We start from the raw sequence: 20,228 nt of genomic DNA on the forward strand, positions 1-20,228 counted from the left end.
AGTGACTGCGACTGTTGAAGGGACGGCTGGGGCTGGCACCGCCACCGGCCGCATCGCCCGGGTCACCGGCCCGGTCGTCGACGTGGAGTTCCCCGTCGGCTCCCTCCCTGCCCTCTACAACGCCCTGCACACCGACGTCACCGTCGGCGGCAAGGAGAAGACCATCACCCTGGAGGTCGCCCAGCACCTGGGTGACAACCTGGTGCGGACCGTCTCCCTCGCCCCGCAGGACGGCATGGTGCGCGGCGCCGAGGTGCGCGACACCGGCGCCCCGATCAGCGTCCCCGTGGGCGACGTCGTCAAGGGCCACGTGTTCAACACCCTGGGCGAGTCCCTGGACGTGCCGACCTCGGAGCTGAACGTCACCGAGCGCTGGCCGATCCACCGCGAGGCTCCGGCCTTCGACCAGCTCGAGTCCAAGACCGAGATGATGGTCACGGGCATCAAGGTGATCGACCTCCTCACCCCGTACGTGCGCGGTGGCAAGATCGGTCTGTTCGGTGGCGCCGGTGTCGGCAAGACCGTGCTGATCCAGGAGATGATCACCCGTATCGCCCGCAACTTCGGCGGTGTGTCCGTGTTCGCCGGCGTCGGCGAGCGCACCCGTGAGGGCACGGACCTCTTCCTGGAGATGGACGAGATGGAGGTCCTCCAGGACACCGCTCTCGTCTTCGGCCAGATGGACGAGCCCCCGGGCACCCGTCTGCGCGTGGCGCTGTCCGCTCTGACGATGGCGGAGTACTTCCGCGACGTCCAGAAGCAGGACGTGCTCCTGTTCATCGACAACATCTTCCGTTTCACCCAGGCGGGTTCGGAGGTCTCCACGCTGCTGGGCCGCATGCCCTCGGCCGTGGGTTACCAGCCCAACCTGGCGGACGAGATGGGTCAGCTCCAGGAGCGGATCACCTCCACGCGCGGTCACTCGATCACCTCGATGCAGGCGATCTACGTCCCCGCGGACGACTACACCGACCCGGCTCCGGCGACCACCTTCGCCCACCTGGACGCGACGACCGAGCTCTCCCGCCCGATCTCGCAGAAGGGCATCTACCCGGCGGTGGACCCGCTGGCCTCCACCTCGCGCATCCTCGACCCGCAGTACGTGGGCGAGGAGCACTACCAGGTGGCCCAGCGCGTGAAGGAGATCCTGCAGCGCAACAACGACCTGCAGGACCAGATCGCCATTCTCGGCATGGACGAGCTGTCCGAAGAGGACAAGATCATCGTCAACCGGGCGCGGCGCCTGGAGCGCTTCCTCTCGCAGAACATGTTCGTCGCCGAGAAGTTCACCAACAACCCGGGCGTGTTCGTGCCGCTGGAGGAGACCATCTCCTCCTTCAAGGCGCTCTGCGACGGTGAGTACGACCACCTGCCCGAGCAGGCGTTCCTCGACGTCGGCAACATCGAGATGGCCGTCGAGAAGGCCAAGAAGCTGCAGGGCTAGTTGTTCTTGCGGGCGGGTCGGCCGTGGGCCGACCCGCCCGAACTCGCCCGCTAGCCGAGGAGTTTGTGGCAGTGTCGAAGAAGCTTTTCGTCGAGATCGTCTCTCCCGAACGTGAGGTTTGGGCGGGCGAGGGCGACATGGTCATCGCCAAGACCGTCGACGGCGAGATCGGTGTGCAGCCGGGGCACCTGCCCGTGCTCGCGCTCCTGTCGCAGGACGCGGTCGTGCGCGTGCTGGGCGCGCGCGAGACCGGCGAGGTGCGGGCGGCCGCGCACGGCGGTTTCGTGTCGGTCACCGGTGAGGGCCGGGTCTCCATCCTGGCCGAGACCGCCGAGCTGGCGGAGGACGTCGACGTGGACCGCGCACGGACCGCGCTGTCCAGCGCCGCCGAGGAGGGCGACAACGACGCCCTCGGGCGCGCGCGCAGCCGTCTGCGTGCCGCTGGCGAGGACGTCGCCTAGCGATACCCGCGACCGAGGGGGGACATGGAGCAGCCGGATTCCGCACAGGCGGGCATGGTGACGGGGTCGACGCAGTGGGTCGTCCTCGTCCTGCTCCTGGTCCTCCTGGCGGTGCTCGCCGCCGTCACCCTGCGCCGGTGGGTCCTGATACGGCGCGGCGGGGCCGTGGAGTGTTATCTGCGCGCCCCCGGCGTGCCGGGACGCCGGGGCTCCTGGCGGATCGGCTTCGGCCGGTACGGCTCGGAGAGCCTGGGATGGTTCCCGATCTTCTCGCTCAGACCGCGGCCGACAGCGATGCTGTCGCGCCGCGGTCTCGTCGTTGTGGGGCGGCGTCCCCCGGACGAGGACGACCGGGCCCACCTGCCCGGCGACGTGAGCGTCGTCCAGCTCGCCTGGCTGGACGCGGACGGCGGTGATCCGGAGGCCGCGGAGTACGAGATCGCGATGGGCGACGCCGCCCTGACGGGGTTTTTGTCCTGGATGGAGTCGATGCCTCCGGGGACCCGGTGGGAGGCGTGAGTGTCGTCCTTCACAGGGGGCCGCGGGAGGCCTAGGGTGGCCCCATGATCGTCGCTTTCTCTGTGACCCCGCTCGGTACGGACGAGCACATCGCCCCCGCGGTCGCCCGCGCGGTGAAGGTGGTCCGCGACAGCGGGCTGCCCAACGAGACCACGTCCATGTTCACCAGCGTCGAGGGTGAGTGGGACGAGGTGATGGACGTGGTCAGGCGCGCGGTCGACGCCGCCGGGCAAGGCGCGCACCGCATCAGCCTGACGCTCAAGGCGGACATCCGCGAGGGCGTCGTCGACGGCCTGCACAGCAAGGTGGAGGCCGTCGAGCGCGAGCTCGCGCGGTAGCGCCCGGGGGCGGTCCGAAGCGAGGCGGACGGCCGCAGGAGCAGGGCTAGCGTTCCCCGCCGGGCTTCCAGAGCACCTCGTCGCCGTCCCGGGCCACGTGCCGGCCGAGGATGAACAGCAGGTCCGACAGACGGTTGAGGTAGCGCGCGGTGAGCGGGTTGACCGTCTCGCCGTGCTCCTCGATCGCCGCCCACACGCTGCGCTCGGCCCTGCGGACCACGATGCGCGCGGTGTGCAGCAGCGCGACGGTGGGGGAGCCTCCGGGCAGGATGAAGCTGCGCAGTGTGGGCAGGTCGGCGTTGTAGCGGTCGCAGGCCTCCTCCAGCCGGGCGACGTACTCGGGGAGGACACGCAGGGGCGGGAACTCCGGGTCGGGCGTGATCGGGGTGGACAGGTCGGCTCCGAGATCGAACAGTTCGTTCTGTACCCGTGCGAGCAGGGCGCGGACGTCGTCGGGAACCTCGCCCAGAGCCAGGGCGACGCCGATGGCGGCGTTGGCCTCCTCGGCGTCCGCGTACCCGACCAGCCGCGTGTCGTTCTTGCCCGTCCGACTCATGTCGCCGAGCGCGGTGGTGCCCTGGTCGCCGGTGCGCGTGTAGATCTTCGACAGTACGACCGGTGTGTCCGTGTCCCGTTTGGTCATGGGGCCAGCCTACGCCGCGGTGCTCCGGGGAAAGTCGTGTGACGGAGGATAACTGTTCCGCATCATGGGGTGAAGGTGACCCATGTCACTGCTACCTTGGTGCACACAGGGAGCTACTCAACGTAGTTTCCGCACGGTGTCCTTAACGGCGGACCCGAGTGGATGAAGATGAGGGGGGCCACCCGGGCACGCCGTGGAGGGGGAGGCACCGTTCGGGGCGGGCGGCGTGGAACCGGGGGGTTCACGCCGCCCGCCCCGACTTCGGTCCGCTCCCTAGCGGACCCAGTCGTCGCCCAGGCGCGGGAAGTCCGGCGCCGCGGCGGTCCGGAACACACCGTTCACGGGCAGCGTGCTCTCGGCGAAGTACTCCACCGCGTAGGCGCCCGCGGCCGACAGGTCGCTCAGCGAGTCGCTGTTGACGTGCTCCATGGTGTCCTCGGCGGTGTGGTAGTACGGGTCGTACGTCTCACCGGCCGTACCTCCGTACCACTCGACCTGCTCCTCGGTCTTGACGCCGTCGGCGCCGCTGAACAGGCCGCCGACGGGGACGCCCGCGACGCTGAACGGCCGGTAGTCGGTGCGACCGCTGAGCACGCCGGGCTCGCTGACCTGGTCCTGCGAGTCGAAGTACTCCTCCAGGACCGCCGCGATCGCCCCCGAGCCGGACGGCGCGGACTCGGAGTCGGGCAGCTCGCCGCCGCCGTCGAGGATGAACCGGGCGTAGTTGTCGGACCCGATCATGTCGAAGTTGAGGTAGAGCGCGATGTCGTCGAGCTCGTTCTCGCTCAGTCCCTCGACGTAGCGGGTGGAGCCGATCAGGCCGCTCTCCTCGGTGCCCCAGAAGGCGAACCGCACCTGGTTGTCGGGCGGGGCCTGCTCGGCGAGCTGGATGGCGGTCTCCAGGACGAAGGCGGTGCCGCTGCCGTTGTCGTTGATGCCGGGGCCCTCCTCGACGCTGTCCAGGTGACCGCCGACCACCACGACGTTGTCGTCGCGACCGCGGGCGGTCTCGGCGAGGATGTTGAACGACTCGCGGGTCTCCACGACGCTGTCGACCATGACCCGAAGCTCCAGGGCGTCCCCGGCGGCCAGCAGGGCCGCGCCCGCGCTGCCGGACACGCCGAGGACCGGAATCTCGGACGGCTCGCTCACGGTGCCGGCGAAGAGCTCGTCGGAACTGTTGACCACCAGGACCGCGGAGGCTCCCGCGTCGGCCGCGTTCTGCGTCTTCTGGGCGAAGGAGCAGGCGCCGCGCATGGTGACCGCGACCGCGCCCGCGGGGAAGTCCGCGAAGTCGTCGGCGGTGCAGCCGCTGTCGCCGCCGGTGATGTCCACCTGGACGCCGGGGGCGGTCACGTCGCCCGCGGCGGAGTAGGACATGGTGCGGTAGTCGGTCCCGTTGACCAGGTCGACCGGGTCGGGCGCGGTCTGGCTCAGGACGGCGTCGGAGTTCTCCTCCCACGCCGTGTACTCGTAGTAGTCGCGGTAGGGCTCGTACCCCGCCCGCTCCAACTGGTCCTCGATGTACAGGGCCGCCACGTCGTAGCCCGGCGTCCCGGAGGCGCGGTTGCCGCCGTTGTAGCGGGCGATGGTGGCGAGGTTCTCCATGTGCTGCTCGATCGCGCCGGTGGTCACCATCTCCGGCAGTGTGTCGGGCAGGCGGGCGGGGTCGATCGGCCCCGCGGCGTGGGCGGGCGCCCCGACCGCGAGGGTTCCGGCGGCCATCAGGGCGGCCATGAGCCCTGCGGTCGCCGTGCGCCGGGCCGTGGGGGAGGGGGATGCTCCCTGGCGGTGTCGTCGAACGCGGTCATGGATCGGTCGCAACGAGCCTCCTCCGTCGTACGGGGCCGTCACGCCGCGGTCGCGGGGGACGGACACCCGTCATGGGTGAAGCGACCGCTGCAGCCTGTCACCGGACCGAGGAGCGCGGCAAGATCCGATGGGGGAAATTGCCACAATCAGCCAAGGGTCTTACGTCCGGCTGATCACTGTGGTTGGATGGAGGGCTCGTTTCGAGCAGATCGTCTGAATCGCGTGCGCCGCCGGACCCGCTCAGTCGTCCGACTCCCGCTGGTGCTTGCGCCGCTTGTACCTGACGTCCACGCCCCCCATGATCGCGAAGCCCCGGACGTGCACGATCGGCGCGTTCGGCGCCGCCGGGCCGCGCCGTCCCCGGCCGCCGCCGAACCCGCCCATGATCGGCAGGCCGTGCACCCGTACCTCGATGTCGTCGGGGGCGACGATGTCGATCCCGCCCATGACGCAGCCGGTCCAGATGGTGGTCTCGTGCTGGGTGAACCGGGCCTCGCGCAGGTCCAGGTCGACCCCGCCCATGCAGGTCGCGGCGACGAAGTGGTTCGGGACCACCCAGCTCCCGGACCGGTCCGCGCCTCCCATGACCGCGACCGCGAGGCGGCTGGTGGGATCGGCGGCCGTGACCCGCGCGCGGCCGGAGAGCGACGCGGGACCTCCGGGGGCGGTCGGCATCGCGGGTGCGGCGTCCCCGTCGGGCTCGGGCAGGTCCGCGGTGATGGGGACCAGTTCACCGAGTGTCTTGGCCTGGTAGACCGCCTCCAGGCGCTCGCTGTGCTCGTCGGGGTCCAGACGGCCCTCGGCGAGGGCCTCGCGGAGCCGGTGCGCGACCTGGTCGCGGTCCGCGTCGGAGGCGCGCATCCGGCCCTCGCCCGAGGGGGTGATCTCGTTCATCTTCTCCACCATAGACCGATTGTGTCGTTCTGAGAGGGTCCGTCGCATCGGGGTCGGTCCCTGATCCGGCCCTGATCCGCCCGCTCACGCACCGGGGAGCAGCCCCCGGCGGATCGCCTGGCTCACGGCCGCGGTGCGGTCGGCCACCCCCAGTTTGTCGTAGGCGCGCATCAGGTGCGTCTTGACCGTGGTCGCGCTGATGTGCAGCGCCCGGCCGATCTCGGCGTTGGTCCGTCCGTCGGCCGCCAGGCGCAGCACCTCCACCTCCCGGGGCGAGAGCGCGGGAACCTCCGGGCGCCGCCGCATGCCCGCCACCAGCCGACCGGTGACGGAGGCGGCGAGCACCGTCTCCCCCCGGGCGGCCGCGCGCACGGCCTCGGCCAGCTGGGCCCGCGGGGTGTCCTTGAGCAGGTACCCGGTGGCACCGGCCTCCACCGCGCGCAGGATGTCGGTGTCGGTGTCGTAGGTGGTGAGCACCAGGACGTGGCAGTCGGGCCGTTCGGCGCGGATGCGCTCGGTGGCCGCCACGCCGTCGCCGCCCGGCATGCGCAGGTCCATGAGGACGACGTCGGGGGCGAGGGCGGCGGCCTGGGCGACCGCCTCGGGGCCGCTGGCGGCGTCCCCCACGATCTCCAGGTCGGTCTCGGCGCCGAGCATCCCGCGGATGCCCTCCCGGACCACGGGGTGGTCGTCGACCAGCAGGACGCGGATCGTCACGGTGCGGTCCTTCTCTCGCAGGCGGTGTCGTGGGTGCTGGGAGCCGTGGCGCGGGGCGGCTCGGGGTCCAGGGGCAGCACCAGGCGCACGGTCGTCCCCGCGCCCGGGACGCTCTCGACCTCGACCAGTCCGCCGAGCGCGTCGGCCCGGGCGCGCATGCCGGCCAGGCCGTGTCCGCCCGAACCGCCCGGGGTGAACCCGCGCCCGTCGTCGGTCACGGCCAGCTCCACCGACTCCGGGGCGAAGGAGAGCGTGACGTCGGCCCGCCCGGCGCCGGCGTGCTTGCGGATGTTGGCCAGGGCCTCCTGCGTGGCGCGCAGCAGACCCACCTGGTGGGCCCCCGGCAGGGCGCCCGGAACTCCGACCACGCGCAGGCGCGCGGCGACCCCGATCTCGCTCCCGAAGCGCTCGGTGATGCGGGACAGCGCGGCCTCCAGGGTCTCGTTCTCCAGTTGGACGGGTTGGCGGGCGGCCACCATGGCGCGCGCCTCGGCGAGGTTCTCGGTGGCGGTCTCGCGCATGAGCGCCAGGTGCCGCCGCGCCAGCGCGGGGTCGGTGTCCAGTTCCGACTCGACCGCCTGTCCCAGCGTGATGATGCTCGTCAGCCCCTGGGCGAGGGTGTCGTGCAGTTCCCGGGCCAGCCGTTCGCGTTCGGCGAGGGCTCCGGCCTCCTCCGACAGCCGTGTGCTCTCCTCCCGGCTGGCCCGCAGCGCCGCGATGAGGCCGGCGCGCTCGTGGCTCTGCGCGATCACCCGCTCGAACCACCGGGCGAACCAGAACGAGAAGAAGAGGATGACCAGGAAGATCAGCAGCTCCGGGACCGCGGCGGCCCAGGGGAGGGAGCCGGCGGCGACGCGGAACAGGATCGGGCCGAACAGCAGCGCGGCCGCGGTCGCCGTGCCGAGCCACGCGCCGCCGGTCATGAAGACGAGCGGTGAGACGGCGAACATGGCGAACGTGGCCGTGGGGGTGAGGACGAGGGCCGGGACCATCAGCGCCACCAGACCGCCCAGGAACGGGACCGTGCGCGGGCTGCCGTGGACCTCCTCCGGGCGTAGCAGGCGCCGCCCGAGGAGGAGGTACCAGCCGACCACGGCGCACAGGAGCACGGCTGTGGTCCAGCCGCGCCAGCCGGTTCCGGTCAGGACCGCGGTCACGGCGATCACCGCCGTCGATCCCGTGAAGTAGGTGCCCCAGGCCCGGTCGACGTGCCAGGCGTGGTCGTCCTCCCGATCCCCGGTCATCCCCGCTACCCGTCCTTCCCCGTCTTCCAGCGGAACGTGGCCAGCGTCAGGACAAGGCCGACCACGGACCACACTCCCAGAACGACGGCGACGGTCGGAAGGTCCCAGCTCCCGCCCGGCTCCAGCACCGCCGCCTCGTCCGGGTAGAAGGCGGCGCGCATGCCCTGCGCCATCCATCTGAGGGGGAACAGCGAGGACGCGTTCACCAGCCAGCCGGGGAGGATCGTCAGCGGCACGAAGACCCCGGAGGTGAACTGCAGCGCCAGGAAGGGGACGACCACGATGGCCGAGGCGGTGTTGGGGCTGCGCGCCAGCGAGCTGAACGCGATCCCGAGCAGCGCGCATGAGACCGTGCCCAGCACCAACACCCAGGCCATGGTCGCCCAGGCGCCGGGGTCGGTGGGCAGGTCGGCCCCGTACACCCCGACCGCGATCGCCAGCAGCACCGCCACCTGGCCCAGCGCCAGCAGGAACACCAGCGCGGTCTTGCCGACGAAGTAGGCCGACGGGGGCATCGGGGTGCCCCGCATCCGACGCAGGGTTCCGTTCTCGCGCTCCAGGGCGATGCTGATCGCCAGATTCTGGAAGCTGACCGACATCAGGCCCATGGCGATCAATCCGGGCAGGTAGAACTCGGCCGCCGAGATGTCGTCCCCGGTGGAGCCGTCGAAGATCACCCCGAAGAGCAGGAGGATGAGGGCGGGCAGCGCGAAGGTGAACGCCACGCTCTCCCAGTGCCGGGCGAACTCGCGCGTCTCCAACCAGGCCCGGGACAGCCCCACCCCCACCGGTCCTGGCAGCCGCCGTGCCGTCACGTCGTTCACGCCGCGACCTCCGTCAGTCCGGTCTCCCGGGGGGAGGCGTCGATCAGGTCCAGGTAGACGTCCTCCAGGGTGGGCCGGTGCACGGTCAGTCCGGGCACCTCCCCGGCGAAGGCGTCCGAGAGCCGCCGCACCACCCGGGTCGGTTCGCCGGTGTCCACACTCCGGGGCTCCCCGTCGACCAGCCACGACACGGTGGCCAGTCCGGCCGTGCGTCCGCCGAGCGAGTCGGTGGCGCCCTCGGCGCGCACCCGGCCGTCCGCGATCACGCACACCCGGTCGGCCAGGGCCTCGGCCTCGTCCAGGTAGTGCGTGGTCAGGACGATGGTGGTGCCGTCGGCGGCCAGGTCGCGGACCGTCCGCCAGAAGTCGCGGCGTGCCCGCGGGTCGAACCCGGTGGTGGGTTCGTCGAGGAAGAGCAGTTCGGGGCGGCCCACGATGCCCAGGGCGACGTCGAGGCGGCGCCGCTGGCCGCCGGACAGGGTGTGCGCCAGCGCGTCGGCCCGTTCGCCCAGACCCGCCAGGTCGAGGACCTCGTCGACGTCGCGCGGGTGCGGGTAGTACCCGGCGAAGTGGCGGACGACCGCGCGGACGGTCAGCCGGGGGACCTCGGTCTCCTGCTGCCAGACGATGCCGATCCGCGACCGCCACCGGCGCCCGGCGCGTGCGGGGTCGGCGCCCAGGACGGTCGCCTCGCCGGCGTCGCGGCCCCGGAGACCGGTGAGGATCCCGGCGGTGGTGGACTTGCCCGCGCCGTTCGGTCCGAGCAGGGCGAACACCTCGCCCCGGTGGATGGTCAGGTCGATGCCGTCGACGGCCGCGCGGCCGTCGTACTCCTTGCGTAGCCCGCGCGCCTCGACGACGGGAGGGGTGGTTGCCATGGGTCGATCGTGGCGCGCGGCGCGTCCGCCCGGTATCCGCCGTCCGGGCCGGAGGATGTCCTCCGGACGGAGGACACCGCGGAGCCGGGGCCCGGAGGGGGTCAGAACAAGCGGAGGGTGTCCGGCTCGATCCCGCGCAGCTCGTCGTAGTCGAGGACCACGCACGCGATGCCGCGGTCCTCGGCGAGCACGCGCGCCTGGGGCTTGATCTCCTGGGCGGCGAACACACCGCGTACGGGGGCCAGCGTGGGGTCGCGGTTGAGCAGCTCCAGGTAGCGGGTGAGCTGCTCGACGCCGTCGATGTCGCCGCGCCGCTTGAGCTCGACGGCCACGGTGGCGTTCTCGCCGTCGCGGCACAGGATGTCGACGGGGCCGATCGCGGTCGGGTACTCGCGGCGGATCAGCGTGTAGCCGTCGCCGAGCGTGGTGATGTGCTCCGCGAGCAGCTCCTGGAGGTGGGCCTCGACGCCGTCCTTCTGGAGGCCGGGGTCCTTGCCGAGTTCGTGCGCGGTGTCGTGCATGACCTCCTCGACGGTCAGCACGAGCTTCTCACCGGACTTGCCGTGGGTGACCGTCCATACGTCGGGGCCGTCGGCGACGGTCTCCTCGCGCAGCTTGCACGGCGGGTTCATCCAGTTGAGCGGCTTGAACGCGCGGTCGTCGGCGTGGATGGACACGCTCCCGTCCGCCTTGATGAGGATCAGGCGGGGAGCCATGGGCAGGTGGGCGGTGAGCCGGCCGACGTAGTCGACGCTGCACCGGGCGATGACGAGACGCACGGCGGCCACGTTACCGCCTTCCGGGAGCCCCGCGGGCCGCATGTCGGATGACACCGTCCACGCCGGTGCGGACCACCGTGTTACTGGAGAGTAACATGGCATCGGCGGTCCCCGCTCCGCCGACGGCGCGCGTCGCCGGACCGGCGTCCGGGCGAGGGACCGCGGACCAACACGTGCGTGGTCCGGCGCGGGCGCCGGACGACGCGTCCGTCTAAGGTGGGGCGCATGGTGCAGGAATTTCAGAAGGTCGGTGTCGTCGGACTCGGCACGATGGGCGCGGGCATCGCCGAGGTGTTCGCCCGGGCCGGGTTCGACGTCACCGGGGTCGAGATCGACCAGGCCGCCCTCGACCGCGGCCGCGGCCACGTCGACACATCCCTCTCCCGGGCCGTCGGCCGGGGCAAGATCACCGAGCAGGAGCGCGCGGACATCGACGCGCGCCTGACGTTCACCACCTCCCGCGAGGACCTCGCGGACGCCGACTTCGTCGTCGAGGCCGTGCCGGAGAGGATGGCGATCAAGCGCGACGTCTTCTCCGACCTGGACCGGATCTGCCCGGCGGGGACGATCCTGGCCACCAACACGTCCTCCCTGTCGGTCACCGAGATCGCCGCGCTCACCGGCCGCCCCGAACGCGTCGTCGGACTGCACTTCTTCAACCCCGCCCCGGTGATGAAGCTCGCCGAGGTGGTCACGACCGTCTCCACCAGCGCTGAGACCGTCGACATCGTCACCGAGGTCGCCAAGCGCATCGGCAAGACCCCCGTGACGGTCGGCGACCGCGCCGGGTTCGTCGCCAACGCGCTCCTGGTCCCCTACATCAACGACGCCATCCGCCTCTACGAGCGCCGCGTGGCCACCCGCGAGGAGATCGACGCCTCCGTCCAGAAGGCCGCCGGGCTGCCCATGGGCCCGCTGACCCTCGCCGACCTCGTCGGCCTGGACGTGTGCCTGGCGGTCATGGACGTGCTGTGGGACGAGTACCGCGACCCGCGCTACGTCGCCGCCCCGCTGCTGCGCCGCATGGTCGCCGCCGGTCGCCTCGGCCGCAAGACCGGTCAGGGCTTCTACACCGGCAAGGACGACCCGGCCGAGCCGCAGCCGACCGGCCGCTACGCGGAGATGGTCCGCGAGGAGGAGACCCTGGAGCTGGGCGAGATGCTCATCGCTCCCCAGATCGACGACGCCCTGCGCATGATCGGCGACGGGTACGCCTCGGCCCGCGACGTCGACACCGCCATGCGGTTCGGCTGCGGCTACCCCAAGGGCCCGACCGAGCTTCTGGAGGAGCGCGGCGCCGAGCACGTCGTCACCACCCTGGTCGCCATGGGCGAGTACAGCCTGACCACCATCGCGGTGCCGGCGCCGCTGCTGGTGGACCAGCTGCCCGACGTCGGGCACGACGGCCACGACCACTGACGCACGACGGGCCAGGGCCGCCGCCGGGTGTGGCGGCGGCCACTGACCGGCCTCTTCTACCCTGGTAGGCGTGAGCCCGCGCCGAAACTCCCCCCGCCGTAAGCCCTCCCGGGGTCGCGGCGGTCCCCCCGGACCGCCCGACGAGGACGCCCTGATGCTGCGCATCACCGGCGGGCAGCGTCGGGAGAACGGCCCCGACGGGGAGTGGGTGACGCGCCGGATCCCCGGCGCGTCCGCCACCAAGGTCTACCGCTGTCCCGGATGCGTCCAGGAGATCCCCGTCGGCACGGCCCACGTCGTGGCCTGGCGCCCCTACGGCGACGGCGGCGACCGGCGGCACTGGCACTCCTCCTGCTGGGACCGGCGTGCCCGGCGCTCGCCCCGACACTGACCGGCCCCACCTGGACGACCCGAGGAGCCATGGAGATCCGAGCCACCACGGTACTGCCCGCCGTGCGCCGACCCGTCACCCTGCACACCGCCGACGGCCTCGAACTGGTCGGCGAGCTGGCCGCGCCCGAGGGCCGCGACCCGGTGGCCACCCTGGTGTGCCTGCACCCGCTGCCGACGGCCGAGGGCATGATGGACAGCCACGTGCTGCGCAAGGCGTCCTTCCGCCTGCCCGCCCTGGCCGACCTCGCCGTGCTGCGGTTCAACACCCGCGGCACCACCTCGCGCCACGGCACCAGCCAGGGCAGCTTCGGCGAGGGCGAGACCGAGCGGCACGACGTGTCGGCCGCCATCGAGTTCACCGAGTTCGAGGGGCTGCCCGACCCCTGGCTGCTCGGCTGGTCCTTCGGCACGGAACTGGCGCTCAAGTGGGGCTGCGACCCCCAGGTCAGCGGCGCGATCCTGCTGTCGCCGCCGCTGCACCGCGCGGGCGAGGCGGACATGAAGGTGTGGGCGGACTCCGGCAAGCCGGTGGTCGCGCTGGTCCCCGAGCACGACGACTACCTGCGCCCCGACGAGGCCCGCCGACGGTTCGCGCCGCTCACCCAGGCCGAGATCATCGGGGTCGACGGCGCCCGCCACCTGTGGGTGGGGGAGCCGTACGTGCGCCGGGTGCTCGACGAGGTCGTCCGGGTCGTCAACCCGGCCGCGCACCCGCTGCCCACCGAGTGGGACGGCCCCCACGAGAAGGACGTCGCTCCCCTGGCCTGAGGCGGGAGCGCGTCCGCCGACCGCGCCGCGCGTCCCCGCCGACGACGCACGAGGGGCCCGCACCGGAACTCTGATCCGGTGCGGGCCCCTCGACGGATTCCCGCGGTGCGGTCCTCACCCCGTTCGGGCGCCCGAACGGAAACCCTCCGGGGCGACCGTTCCGGAGAACGGGCCCCAGGGCACCTGCGCTACTCCTGCCACCAGTCCTCGTCGTCGGCGCCCTTGCCGGAGTGGGCGGGCTGCTTGGCCTCCTCGGCGTGCGCCTCCTTCGGGGCGATCGCCGCGGGGGCCGGGGCGACCGGCGCGGCCGGAGCCGGAGCGCCGCCGCCGAGCAGCTGCCGCAGCTGGCTCAGGTGCGACTGGATGCTGTCGCGCTGCGCGTTGAGGTCGTCGACCTCCTTCTTGGCGGCCGTCATGATCCGGTTGGCCTCGGCCTTGGCGTCGGCGAGCTGGTGCTCGGCCTTCGACTTGGCCTCGGACTCGATCTGCGCGGAGTTCTTCTTGGCGTTGCCGACCAGCTGCTTGGCGTGGTTCTCGGCGTCGCGGCGGGTCTGCTCGGCCTGCTGGCTGGCCTTGGTGGCCCGCTGCTCGGCGCTGTTGGCGCGCTCCTCGGCCTCGCTGACCATCTTCTGGGTGGCGGCCTGGGCCGCGGCGAGCCGCTCGGCGTCCTGGCGCTCGGCCTCGGCGCGGCGGTCGGCGAGCTGGAGCTCGAACTGGTCCTCGGCCTCGGTGCGGCGCGCCTCGGACTCGGCGTAGGCCCGCTCGGCGTTCTTGCGCAGCTCCTCGGCCTGGCTCTTGGCGGCCTGGATGGTCTCGTCGCGCTCGCGCTTGGCGGCGGCGCGCGCCTGGGCGCACTCCCGCTCGGTGGTGGTGCGCAGCTTGGCGATCTCACCCTCGAAGGTGGCGCGCTTCTCCGCGATCTCGTGGTCGACGGCGGAGCGCTTCTTCTGGACCTCGCGCTCGGTGGTGGAGGCGAGCTCGTCGGCCTCGCGGCGGGCCGTGGTGCTGATCTCCTCGGCCTCGGACTCCGCGGTCTGACGCATCTCGTCCGCCTCGCGCTGGGCGAGGGTGCGCACCTCGGTCGCCTCCGACTCGGCGGCGGCGCGCATCTCGGCGGCTTCGATCTTGGCGGCGGAGCGGATGTCGTTGGCGTCGATCTGGGCGCTCTGGACCAGCTCGTTGGCCTGTTCCTCGGCCAGGCGCAGCAGCTCCTCGATCCGCGAGCCCAGACCGGCGTAGGAGGGGCGCTCACGTTCCTGGAGCTGACGGTTCTTGGCGCTCAGCTCGGCCTTGAACTTCTCGATCTTCTTGCTGGACTGCTCCAGCTCGCTACGGAGGCTGGCCGCGTAGTCGTCCACCTGGGTGCGGTCGTAGCCACGCAGCACCACGTCGAATTCGGGCGGGGTGTTGTCCTCGTTGAAGATGTTGTCGAGTTGGGAGTCAATGTTGTTTGACGACATGTGGCGGAATCCTGAACGGGTGCGAGACGGCTTACTTGCGAGCGGCCGGGGGGCGGCGGAAGACGGCCGCGTCGTCCCCGGTGGGCGGGCGGTGTCCGGGCGTGCGGCGGCCGGACCGGAAGACATGGACCGACGCCGGAAGAACACTCCGGCGGCTAGGCGACTTTATCAAGCGTGGAACGCCTGGGAAGAGGGTTTCGGGTAACTTCCGGTGGGTCCGGGGTCAACTCATCCCGGGGAATCCAAGTCGTGACGTGGCTGGAACGCCCCCGTGACATCTCCGCCGGGAGGGATCTCACATCCGGTGTTCACCCGGTGCTCTGCACGAGTTCGGTGAGCACGCCTCCGCAGTCCTTGGGGTGCAGGAACACGATGCGCGACCCCAGCGTCCCGTGGCGCGGCTCCGGGTCCAGGACGCGCACGTCCCGGGCGCCGACCGCCGCGGCGCTCCCGGCGACGTCGGAGGTCCCGAAGGCGATGTGGTGCACGCCCTCGCCGTTGCGGTCGAGGAACTTCGCCACGGGGGAGTCCGGACGGGTGGGTTCGAGCAGTTGCAGATACGTGGCACCGCCGTCGTCGGTGCCGTTGATCCGGAGCATCGCCTCGCGCACCCCCTGTTCCTCGTTGACCTCCTCGTGTTCGACCTCGAACCCGTAGGTCCGGCGGTAGAACTCGATCGAGGCGTCGAGGTCGCGGCACGCGATCCCCACGTGGTCGAGCCTGGTGAGCCCGGAGAACGGGATGGTCGGGGCGGGTGCGTCGCTCATGGGTGGAACCTCCCGGACGTCGCTGAACGCTGTGTGGGTATCGTTGCAGACCAGGTGCGTCCCCGATCACATGGAGGCCAGTTACGATGCCCGGTTCCGTCATCGTCGGTGGGGCGCGGACCCCCACCGGCAGACTCCTCGGCTCCCTCGCCGGGTTCTCCGCCGCCGAACTGGGGGGCTTCGCGATCAAGGCCGCCCTGGAGCGCGCCGGCGTCAGCGGCGAACAGGTCGGATACGTGGTCATGGGACAGGTGCTCCAGGCCGGCGCCGGGCAGATCCCGTCCCGCCAGGCCGCCGTCAGGGCCGGGATCCCCATGAGCGTGCCCTCCGTCACCATCAACAAGGTGTGTCTGTCGGGTCTGGACGCGATCGCGCTCGCCGACCAGCTCATCGCCGCGGGTGAGTTCGACATCGTGGTCGCGGGCGGCATGGAGTCCATGACCAACGCCCCCCACCTGCTGCCCAAGGCCCGTCAGGGCTACAAGTACGGCTCGGTGGAGGTGCTCGACGCGACCGCGCACGACGGTCTCACCGACGCCTTCGAGGGCGAGTCCATGGGCGCCTCGACCGAGCGGCACAACGCCAAGCTCGGCATCGGCCGCGAGGAACAGGACGCCTTCGCCGCCCGCTCCCACCAGCGTGCCGCGGCCGCGACCGCCGAGGGCCGGTTCGCCCGGGAGATCGTGCCCGTGCGGATCCCGCAGCGCAAGGGCGACCCCGTGGTCTTCGAGACCGACGAGGGCATCCGCCCCGGCACCACCGCCGAGAGCCTGGCCAGGCTGCGCCCCGCGTTCGACGACGACGGGACGATCACCGCCGGGTCCTCCTCGCAGATCTCCGACGGCGCCGCCGCCGTGGTCGTGATGAGCCGAGCCAAGGCCAATGAGCTCGGAGCGCCGGTCCTGGCGGAGATCGGGGCGCACGGCAACGTCGCGGGCCCGGACAACTCCCTGCACTCGCAGCCCTCCAACGCCATCAAGCACGCGCTGGCCAAGGCCGGCAGGAGCGTCGAGGACCTGGACCTGGTCGAGATCAACGAGGCGTTCGCCGCCGTCGGCATCCAGTCCGTCAAGGACCTGGGCATCTCCGAGGACATCGTCAACGTCGACGGCGGCGCCATCGCGATCGGCCACCCGATCGGCGCGTCCGGCGCGCGCATCGCCCTGCACCTGGTCCACGAGCTGCGCCGCCGCGGCGGCGGGCTGGGCGCCGCCGCCCTGTGCGGCGGCGGGGGCCAGGGCGACGCCCTGCTGTTCACGGTGCCCGCGGAGTAGGTGCCCGAGGCCCGGGCCGGACCGACGAGGAGTCCCATGCACGCCGCCCGACTGGTGGAACGGGTCCGCGAGGGCGACCGCCGGGCGCTCGCCCGCGCGATCACCCTGGTCGAGAACGGGGCGCCGGAGCTGCGCGAGATCATGGCGGGGCTGGCGCCGTCCACCGGGCGGGCGCGCGTCGTCGGCTTCACCGGGTCCCCGGGCGTGGGCAAGTCCACGACCACGAACGCGGTCGTGCGCCTGCTCCGCGCCCGGGACCTGACGGTCGCCGTGCTGGCGGTGGACCCCTCGTCCCCGTTCACCGGCGGCGCCCTGCTGGGCGACCGCGTGCGGATGCAGGAGCACGCCACCGACCCCGGCGTCTACATCCGCTCCATGGCCACCCGGGGGCACCTGGGCGGCCTGTCCTGGGCCGCGCCGCACGCGCTGCGGGTCCTGGACGCGGCCGGGTTCGACGTGATCCTCGTGGAGACCGTCGGCGTGGGCCAGGCGGAGGTCGAGATCGCCGGGCAGGCGGACACCACCGTCGTGCTGTGCGCCCCCGGAATGGGGGACTCGGTACAGGCGGCCAAGGCCGGGGTGCTGGAGGTCGCCGACGTCCTGACGGTGAACAAGGCCGACCGTGACGGCGCCAGGACCGCCCTGCGCGAGCTGCGGCAGATGGTCGCGATGGTGGACCGGGCCGACGAGGAGTGGAAGCCGCCGATCGTCATGACCGTGGCGGTCGAGGGCGGGGGCGCCGAGGAACTGTGGGAACGGGTCGACCAGCACCGCGCCCACCTGGAGGCCACGGGTGAGCTGGGGCGGCGGCGCCGCGCCCGCGCCCGCGAGGAGGTCCAGGGGATCGTGCTCGACCGGTTGCGCTCGAAACTGGGCGCGGAGGGCGTGGACGGCGGTCTGGACGCCCTGGCGCGCGAGGTGGCCGAGGGGCGGCGCGACCCGTACTCCGCCGCCGACGCAGTGCTCGAGGACCTGGACGCCTGAGCCCCCGGCCCGGCCGGATCCCTCCGGACGAGAAGGGGCCGACGCGGTCCGTCGCACATCGGTCCGCGTCGGCCGGGGCGGCGGTGCTCCCCGGATCAGAGCACCGAACGCCCGTCCCGGATCGGGCACACCCGTCCGGGAGCCTGTGAGGTCTAATTTTTAGGAAACTTAACTAATAATTTGATGCCCCGTCAAGGACCACTCGGTGATCCCCAGTGACTCAGGGCACTCATGGGGGCTGACGGGCTGGACCAGCCCAGCGTGGGGGCCGGACCGGTGACCGGAAGGGGGATCGTGTCCCCTTCCGGCCACCGTGATCCCTTGACAGCCGCCGCCCTCATGGGGACGGGCGGTGTCCGGGGCGGGGGCTACGACGCGAGCGCCGCGTCGACGGCCGCCATGAGGGTGCCGTTCGCGTCGTCGCCGTCGATGGACCAGATCATGACGCCGCCCAGCCCCTGGGCCTGGGCCCAGTCCGTCTTCTGGGTCAGGGCGATCTCGTCGTCGTAGGTCCAGAAGGTGTTCCCGTCGTAGAGCCAGGCCGTGCCGAGGGCGTCGTCACGGTGCAGGGTGAAGCCCGGCAGGTCCTTGATGACCTTCCAGTCGTCGATGCCCGGCTCGTAGGTGCCCGTCGCGGGACCCGTCGCGCTCTGGAAGAGCCCGTCGCCGTTCGGCCCGGGGTCGACGCCCGTCCAGCCGCGGCTGTAGAACGGCAGGCCGAGCACCATGTCGGAGGGGTTCACCCCCCTGCTGACGTACTCCTGGACGGCGATCTCGCCGGAGAACAGGCGCGGGCCCGGGTCGTCGGGGTGCAGCACCAGGTTGGACTGGTGGGCCGTCGTGTTCTCCCACCCGCCGTGGTAGTCGTAGCCCTGGACCGTGACGAAGTCGAAGTTGGGCATGAGCTGGCCCATCTGGAAGCCGGCCTCGACCTTCTCCGGGTCGGCGGGCAGGAAGGCGGTCAGCTCGTAGGCCCGGCCGGTCTCGGTCTCCAGGGCGTCCAGCTGGTCGCGGAACTCCTGGACGAGGGCGGTGAAGTTCTCCCGGTCCTCGGGGCGGACGGTGTTGTGCTCGTGGCCGGCGCTGCCCGGCCACTCCCAGTCGAGGTCGATGCCGTCGAAGATCCCGGCGGCGGAGCCCGGGCCGCCCGCGCCGTCGAACATGGGCAGGTTGCCGCGGAGGAACTGGTCGATGCAGGAGCTGACCATGCGCTCGCGCGACTCGGGGGTCAGGGCCGCGTCGGAGAAGTGCTCCGACCAGGTCCAGCCGCCGAGCGAGATGTTGACCCGCAGGTCCGGGTACATCTCCTTCAGCTTGCGCAGCTGGTTGAAGTTGCCGCGCAGGTCCTGGTTCCAGGTGTCGGCGACACCGTCGACGCTCTCGTCGGCGCGGAACGAGCGGCCGTAGTCGGCCCAGGCGTCACCCTGGCCCAGCTGGTTGGCCATGAAGCACTCGCCGTTGGAGTTGATGTTGCCGAAGGCGTAGTTGATGTGCGTGAGGTTCGCGGCGGTGCCGGAGGTCTCCAGGTTCCGGACCAGGTAGCCGCGGTCGTAGATGCCCCACTGCGTGAAGTAGGCGACCCGGCGCTCGCCGGTCGGCGTGGTGCCGCCGCCCTCGAGGGTGGTGGCGGTCACCGCGGCGCTCTCCGCCCCGCGGTTGTTGGACGTGTCGTAGGCGCGCACCGTGAAGCCGTACTCGGTCAGGGGCTCCAGGCCGCCGACGGTGGCAGCCAGGGTGTCCCCGCCGACGGAGCGCACGACCTGACCGCCCGAGACGATCTCGTAGCCCGCGACGGCGACGTTGTCGGTCGCCGCGTCCCAGGACAGCGCGACGGTGTTGGAGGTGACGTCGCCGACGGTCAGGCCGCCGGGGGTCGAGGGCGCCTCGGTGTCGGGCTCGGTGGGTCCACCGGAGCAGGGGGCGCCGTTGACCGTGCAGTTGACCGGTGCGGTGTCGCCGCCGCCGTGGGTGCCGTTGAAGCCGATCTGGTACGTGCCGCCCGCCGGGACGGTCGCGCCCCAGGAGGGCGGCGTGAGCGTGTGCGTGTTGCCCGTGACGGTGTGGGTGGCGTTCCACAGGGTGGTGATGTTCACCCCGGACGGGGTGTCGAAGCTGACCGTCCAGTCGCTGAGGCCGCTGGCGGTCTCGTTCTGGATGGTGATCTGTCCGCCGAAACCGCTGTCCCACCGGGACGTCTCGACGTAGGTGACGGTCACCTCGCCGGGCGCGGCTGCGGCCGGGGTCGGAGCCAGGGCCAGTGGGGCGACCAGCAGCGCGGCGGCCAACGCGGCGAGCCGGTTTCTCAGATGACGTGCTCTCACGATTGGGGGGTCTCCAGTGTGGGGGGACTGAGGGCTGACCGCAGTGGAGCGGGTGCTCCGGGCAGCGGGGAGAGTCCTTGCGGAGTGGTGCGAGTCTGGGATCCGAGAGTCGACGAGGACGGTGGTGAGCGGGCCATGACGTCCCTGACGTGGGGGAACTAATTTTTAGGAAACTTAACTAATAATTTCCTCGCGCGTCAATGAGAGCGACCGGGCCTTTTTCGCCCTCCCGTCCCGTCCGGGTCGGCGGCCCGCGCCGTGGAATCGACTTTTCCGAGCTGGGGGACTG

At 71.8% G+C, this 20,228-nt stretch carries 20 protein-coding genes; 9 read left to right on the plus strand and 11 right to left on the minus strand.

Features of this window, described 5'->3' with window-relative positions; translation table 11 throughout:
• Position 1 precedes the first annotated feature (1 nt).
• From atpD to ACIBFB_RS15610, 4 genes are all read left to right on the plus strand, one after another.
• Complete coding sequence (gene atpD / locus ACIBFB_RS15595; RefSeq protein WP_397230499.1) at positions 2-1,444, plus strand: F0F1 ATP synthase subunit beta; 1,443 nt, start codon at positions 2-4, stop codon at positions 1,442-1,444.
• A 71-nt stretch (positions 1,445-1,515) separates the two neighbouring features.
• A complete protein-coding gene (locus tag ACIBFB_RS15600) occupies positions 1,516-1,905 on the plus strand; it encodes a F0F1 ATP synthase subunit epsilon (RefSeq protein ID WP_397230501.1) in 390 nt (129 codons plus the stop codon).
• Positions 1,906-1,929: 24 nt separating this feature from the next.
• The gene (locus tag ACIBFB_RS15605; RefSeq protein ID WP_397230503.1) at positions 1,930-2,424 is read left to right on the plus strand and encodes a DUF2550 domain-containing protein; all 495 of its coding nucleotides are present in this window, start codon (positions 1,930-1,932) and stop codon (positions 2,422-2,424) included.
• Positions 2,425-2,468: 44 nt separating this feature from the next.
• The gene (locus ACIBFB_RS15610) at positions 2,469-2,762 is read left to right on the plus strand and encodes a thiamine-binding protein (protein ID WP_017600345.1); all 294 of its coding nucleotides are present in this window, start codon (positions 2,469-2,471) and stop codon (positions 2,760-2,762) included.
• Between the two features lie 46 nt (positions 2,763-2,808).
• Here the strand turns inward: ACIBFB_RS15610 and ACIBFB_RS15615 are convergent, their stop codons facing one another.
• From ACIBFB_RS15615 to nucS, 8 genes are all read right to left on the minus strand, one after another.
• Positions 2,809-3,405, minus strand: a complete 597-nt coding sequence (locus tag ACIBFB_RS15615) for a cob(I)yrinic acid a,c-diamide adenosyltransferase (protein WP_397230505.1) — start codon at positions 3,403-3,405, stop codon at positions 2,809-2,811.
• A gap of 273 nt (positions 3,406-3,678) precedes the next feature.
• Positions 3,679-5,142, minus strand: coding sequence for a M20/M25/M40 family metallo-hydrolase (locus ACIBFB_RS15620; RefSeq protein WP_397230618.1), 1,464 nt, complete (start codon positions 5,140-5,142; stop codon positions 3,679-3,681).
• Positions 5,143-5,457: 315 nt separating this feature from the next.
• Positions 5,458-6,123 carry a DUF1707 domain-containing protein gene (locus ACIBFB_RS15625; protein WP_397230507.1) on the minus strand — a complete coding sequence of 222 codons (666 nt, stop codon included), beginning with the start codon at positions 6,121-6,123 and terminating at the stop codon, positions 5,458-5,460.
• Positions 6,124-6,195: 72 nt separating this feature from the next.
• Positions 6,196-6,768, minus strand: coding sequence for a response regulator (locus ACIBFB_RS15630; RefSeq protein ID WP_397230620.1), 573 nt, complete (start codon positions 6,766-6,768; stop codon positions 6,196-6,198).
• A 56-nt stretch (positions 6,769-6,824) separates the two neighbouring features.
• The gene (locus ACIBFB_RS15635) at positions 6,825-8,072 is read right to left on the minus strand and encodes a sensor histidine kinase (protein WP_397230509.1); all 1,248 of its coding nucleotides are present in this window, start codon (positions 8,070-8,072) and stop codon (positions 6,825-6,827) included.
• 5 nt (positions 8,073-8,077) lie between these two features.
• Entirely contained in the window at positions 8,078-8,896 is an 819-nt protein-coding gene (locus tag ACIBFB_RS15640; RefSeq protein ID WP_397230511.1) for an ABC transporter permease, read from the minus strand.
• Positions 8,893-9,774: an ABC transporter ATP-binding protein gene (locus ACIBFB_RS15645; protein ID WP_397230513.1), complete on the minus strand. Its 882-nt coding sequence runs from the start codon at positions 9,772-9,774 to the stop codon at positions 8,893-8,895. The genes ACIBFB_RS15640 and ACIBFB_RS15645 overlap by 4 nt, the downstream gene beginning before the upstream one ends.
• Before the next feature lie 101 nt (positions 9,775-9,875).
• Complete coding sequence (nucS, locus tag ACIBFB_RS15650) at positions 9,876-10,553, minus strand: endonuclease NucS (RefSeq protein WP_397230622.1); 678 nt, start codon at positions 10,551-10,553, stop codon at positions 9,876-9,878.
• Positions 10,554-10,778: 225 nt separating this feature from the next.
• Here nucS and ACIBFB_RS15655 point away from each other — a divergent pair, with 225 nt between their 5' ends.
• The 3 genes from ACIBFB_RS15655 to ACIBFB_RS15665 all read left to right on the plus strand — a co-directional run bounded on the left by ACIBFB_RS15655 (position 10,779) and on the right by ACIBFB_RS15665 (position 13,133).
• Entirely contained in the window at positions 10,779-11,972 is a 1,194-nt protein-coding gene (locus ACIBFB_RS15655) for a 3-hydroxybutyryl-CoA dehydrogenase (RefSeq protein ID WP_397230515.1), read from the plus strand.
• 154 nt (positions 11,973-12,126) lie between these two features.
• The gene (locus tag ACIBFB_RS15660) at positions 12,127-12,363 is read left to right on the plus strand and encodes a hypothetical protein (protein ID WP_397230517.1); all 237 of its coding nucleotides are present in this window, start codon (positions 12,127-12,129) and stop codon (positions 12,361-12,363) included.
• A 29-nt stretch (positions 12,364-12,392) separates the two neighbouring features.
• Positions 12,393-13,133, plus strand: a complete 741-nt coding sequence (locus tag ACIBFB_RS15665) for an alpha/beta hydrolase (RefSeq protein WP_397230519.1) — start codon at positions 12,393-12,395, stop codon at positions 13,131-13,133.
• 188 nt (positions 13,134-13,321) lie between these two features.
• Here the strand turns inward: ACIBFB_RS15665 and ACIBFB_RS15670 are convergent, their stop codons facing one another.
• Together ACIBFB_RS15670 and mce are read right to left on the minus strand one after the other, a co-directional pair.
• Positions 13,322-14,593 (minus strand): DivIVA domain-containing protein, encoded by a 1,272-nt coding sequence (locus tag ACIBFB_RS15670; RefSeq protein WP_397230521.1) that lies wholly within the window; start codon positions 14,591-14,593, stop codon positions 13,322-13,324.
• A 308-nt stretch (positions 14,594-14,901) separates the two neighbouring features.
• The gene (gene mce, locus ACIBFB_RS15675; protein ID WP_397230523.1) at positions 14,902-15,360 is read right to left on the minus strand and encodes a methylmalonyl-CoA epimerase; all 459 of its coding nucleotides are present in this window, start codon (positions 15,358-15,360) and stop codon (positions 14,902-14,904) included.
• Positions 15,361-15,446: 86 nt separating this feature from the next.
• On the opposite strand from mce, the gene ACIBFB_RS15680 reads away from it, so the two are divergent.
• Together ACIBFB_RS15680 and meaB are read left to right on the plus strand one after the other, a co-directional pair.
• Positions 15,447-16,634: an acetyl-CoA C-acetyltransferase gene (locus ACIBFB_RS15680; RefSeq protein ID WP_397230525.1), complete on the plus strand. Its 1,188-nt coding sequence runs from the start codon at positions 15,447-15,449 to the stop codon at positions 16,632-16,634.
• Between the two features lie 36 nt (positions 16,635-16,670).
• Positions 16,671-17,618, plus strand: coding sequence for a methylmalonyl Co-A mutase-associated GTPase MeaB (gene meaB, locus ACIBFB_RS15685; protein WP_397230527.1), 948 nt, complete (start codon positions 16,671-16,673; stop codon positions 17,616-17,618).
• Between the two features lie 368 nt (positions 17,619-17,986).
• On the opposite strand, the gene ACIBFB_RS15690 is transcribed toward meaB, so the two are convergent.
• Positions 17,987-19,939, minus strand: coding sequence for a glycosyl hydrolase family 18 protein (locus ACIBFB_RS15690; protein WP_397230529.1), 1,953 nt, complete (start codon positions 19,937-19,939; stop codon positions 17,987-17,989).
• Between the last annotated feature and the right edge of the window lie 289 nt (positions 19,940-20,228).

It is taken from the genome of Nocardiopsis sp. NPDC050513 (assembly GCF_044457925.1).
Lineage (GTDB): Bacteria > Actinomycetota > Actinomycetes > Streptosporangiales > Streptosporangiaceae > Nocardiopsis.

Coding starts and splice junctions, on each gene's coding strand:
- ACIBFB_RS15605 (WP_397230503.1), top strand. CDS start 1,930: ATGGAGCAGCCGGATTCCGCACAGGCGGGCATGGTGACGGGGTCGACG.
- ACIBFB_RS15610 (WP_017600345.1), top strand. CDS start 2,469: ATGATCGTCGCTTTCTCTGTGACCCCGCTCGGTACGGACGAGCACATC.
- ACIBFB_RS15615 (WP_397230505.1), bottom strand. CDS start 3,405: ATGACCAAACGGGACACGGACACACCGGTCGTACTGTCGAAGATCTAC.
- ACIBFB_RS15620 (WP_397230618.1), bottom strand. CDS start 5,142: ATGGCCGCCCTGATGGCCGCCGGAACCCTCGCGGTCGGGGCGCCCGCC.
- ACIBFB_RS15625 (WP_397230507.1), bottom strand. CDS start 6,123: ATGGTGGAGAAGATGAACGAGATCACCCCCTCGGGCGAGGGCCGGATG.
- ACIBFB_RS15630 (WP_397230620.1), bottom strand. CDS start 6,768: ATGCTCGGCGCCGAGACCGACCTGGAGATCGTGGGGGACGCCGCCAGC.
- ACIBFB_RS15635 (WP_397230509.1), bottom strand. CDS start 8,072: ATGACCGGGGATCGGGAGGACGACCACGCCTGGCACGTCGACCGGGCC.
- ACIBFB_RS15645 (WP_397230513.1), bottom strand. CDS start 9,774: ATGGCAACCACCCCTCCCGTCGTCGAGGCGCGCGGGCTACGCAAGGAG.
- ACIBFB_RS15655 (WP_397230515.1), top strand. CDS start 10,779: ATGGTGCAGGAATTTCAGAAGGTCGGTGTCGTCGGACTCGGCACGATG.
- ACIBFB_RS15660 (WP_397230517.1), top strand. CDS start 12,127: ATGCTGCGCATCACCGGCGGGCAGCGTCGGGAGAACGGCCCCGACGGG.
- ACIBFB_RS15665 (WP_397230519.1), top strand. CDS start 12,393: ATGGAGATCCGAGCCACCACGGTACTGCCCGCCGTGCGCCGACCCGTC.
- ACIBFB_RS15670 (WP_397230521.1), bottom strand. CDS start 14,593: ATGTCGTCAAACAACATTGACTCCCAACTCGACAACATCTTCAACGAG.
- mce (WP_397230523.1), bottom strand. CDS start 15,360: ATGAGCGACGCACCCGCCCCGACCATCCCGTTCTCCGGGCTCACCAGG.
- ACIBFB_RS15680 (WP_397230525.1), top strand. CDS start 15,447: ATGCCCGGTTCCGTCATCGTCGGTGGGGCGCGGACCCCCACCGGCAGA.
- meaB (WP_397230527.1), top strand. CDS start 16,671: ATGCACGCCGCCCGACTGGTGGAACGGGTCCGCGAGGGCGACCGCCGG.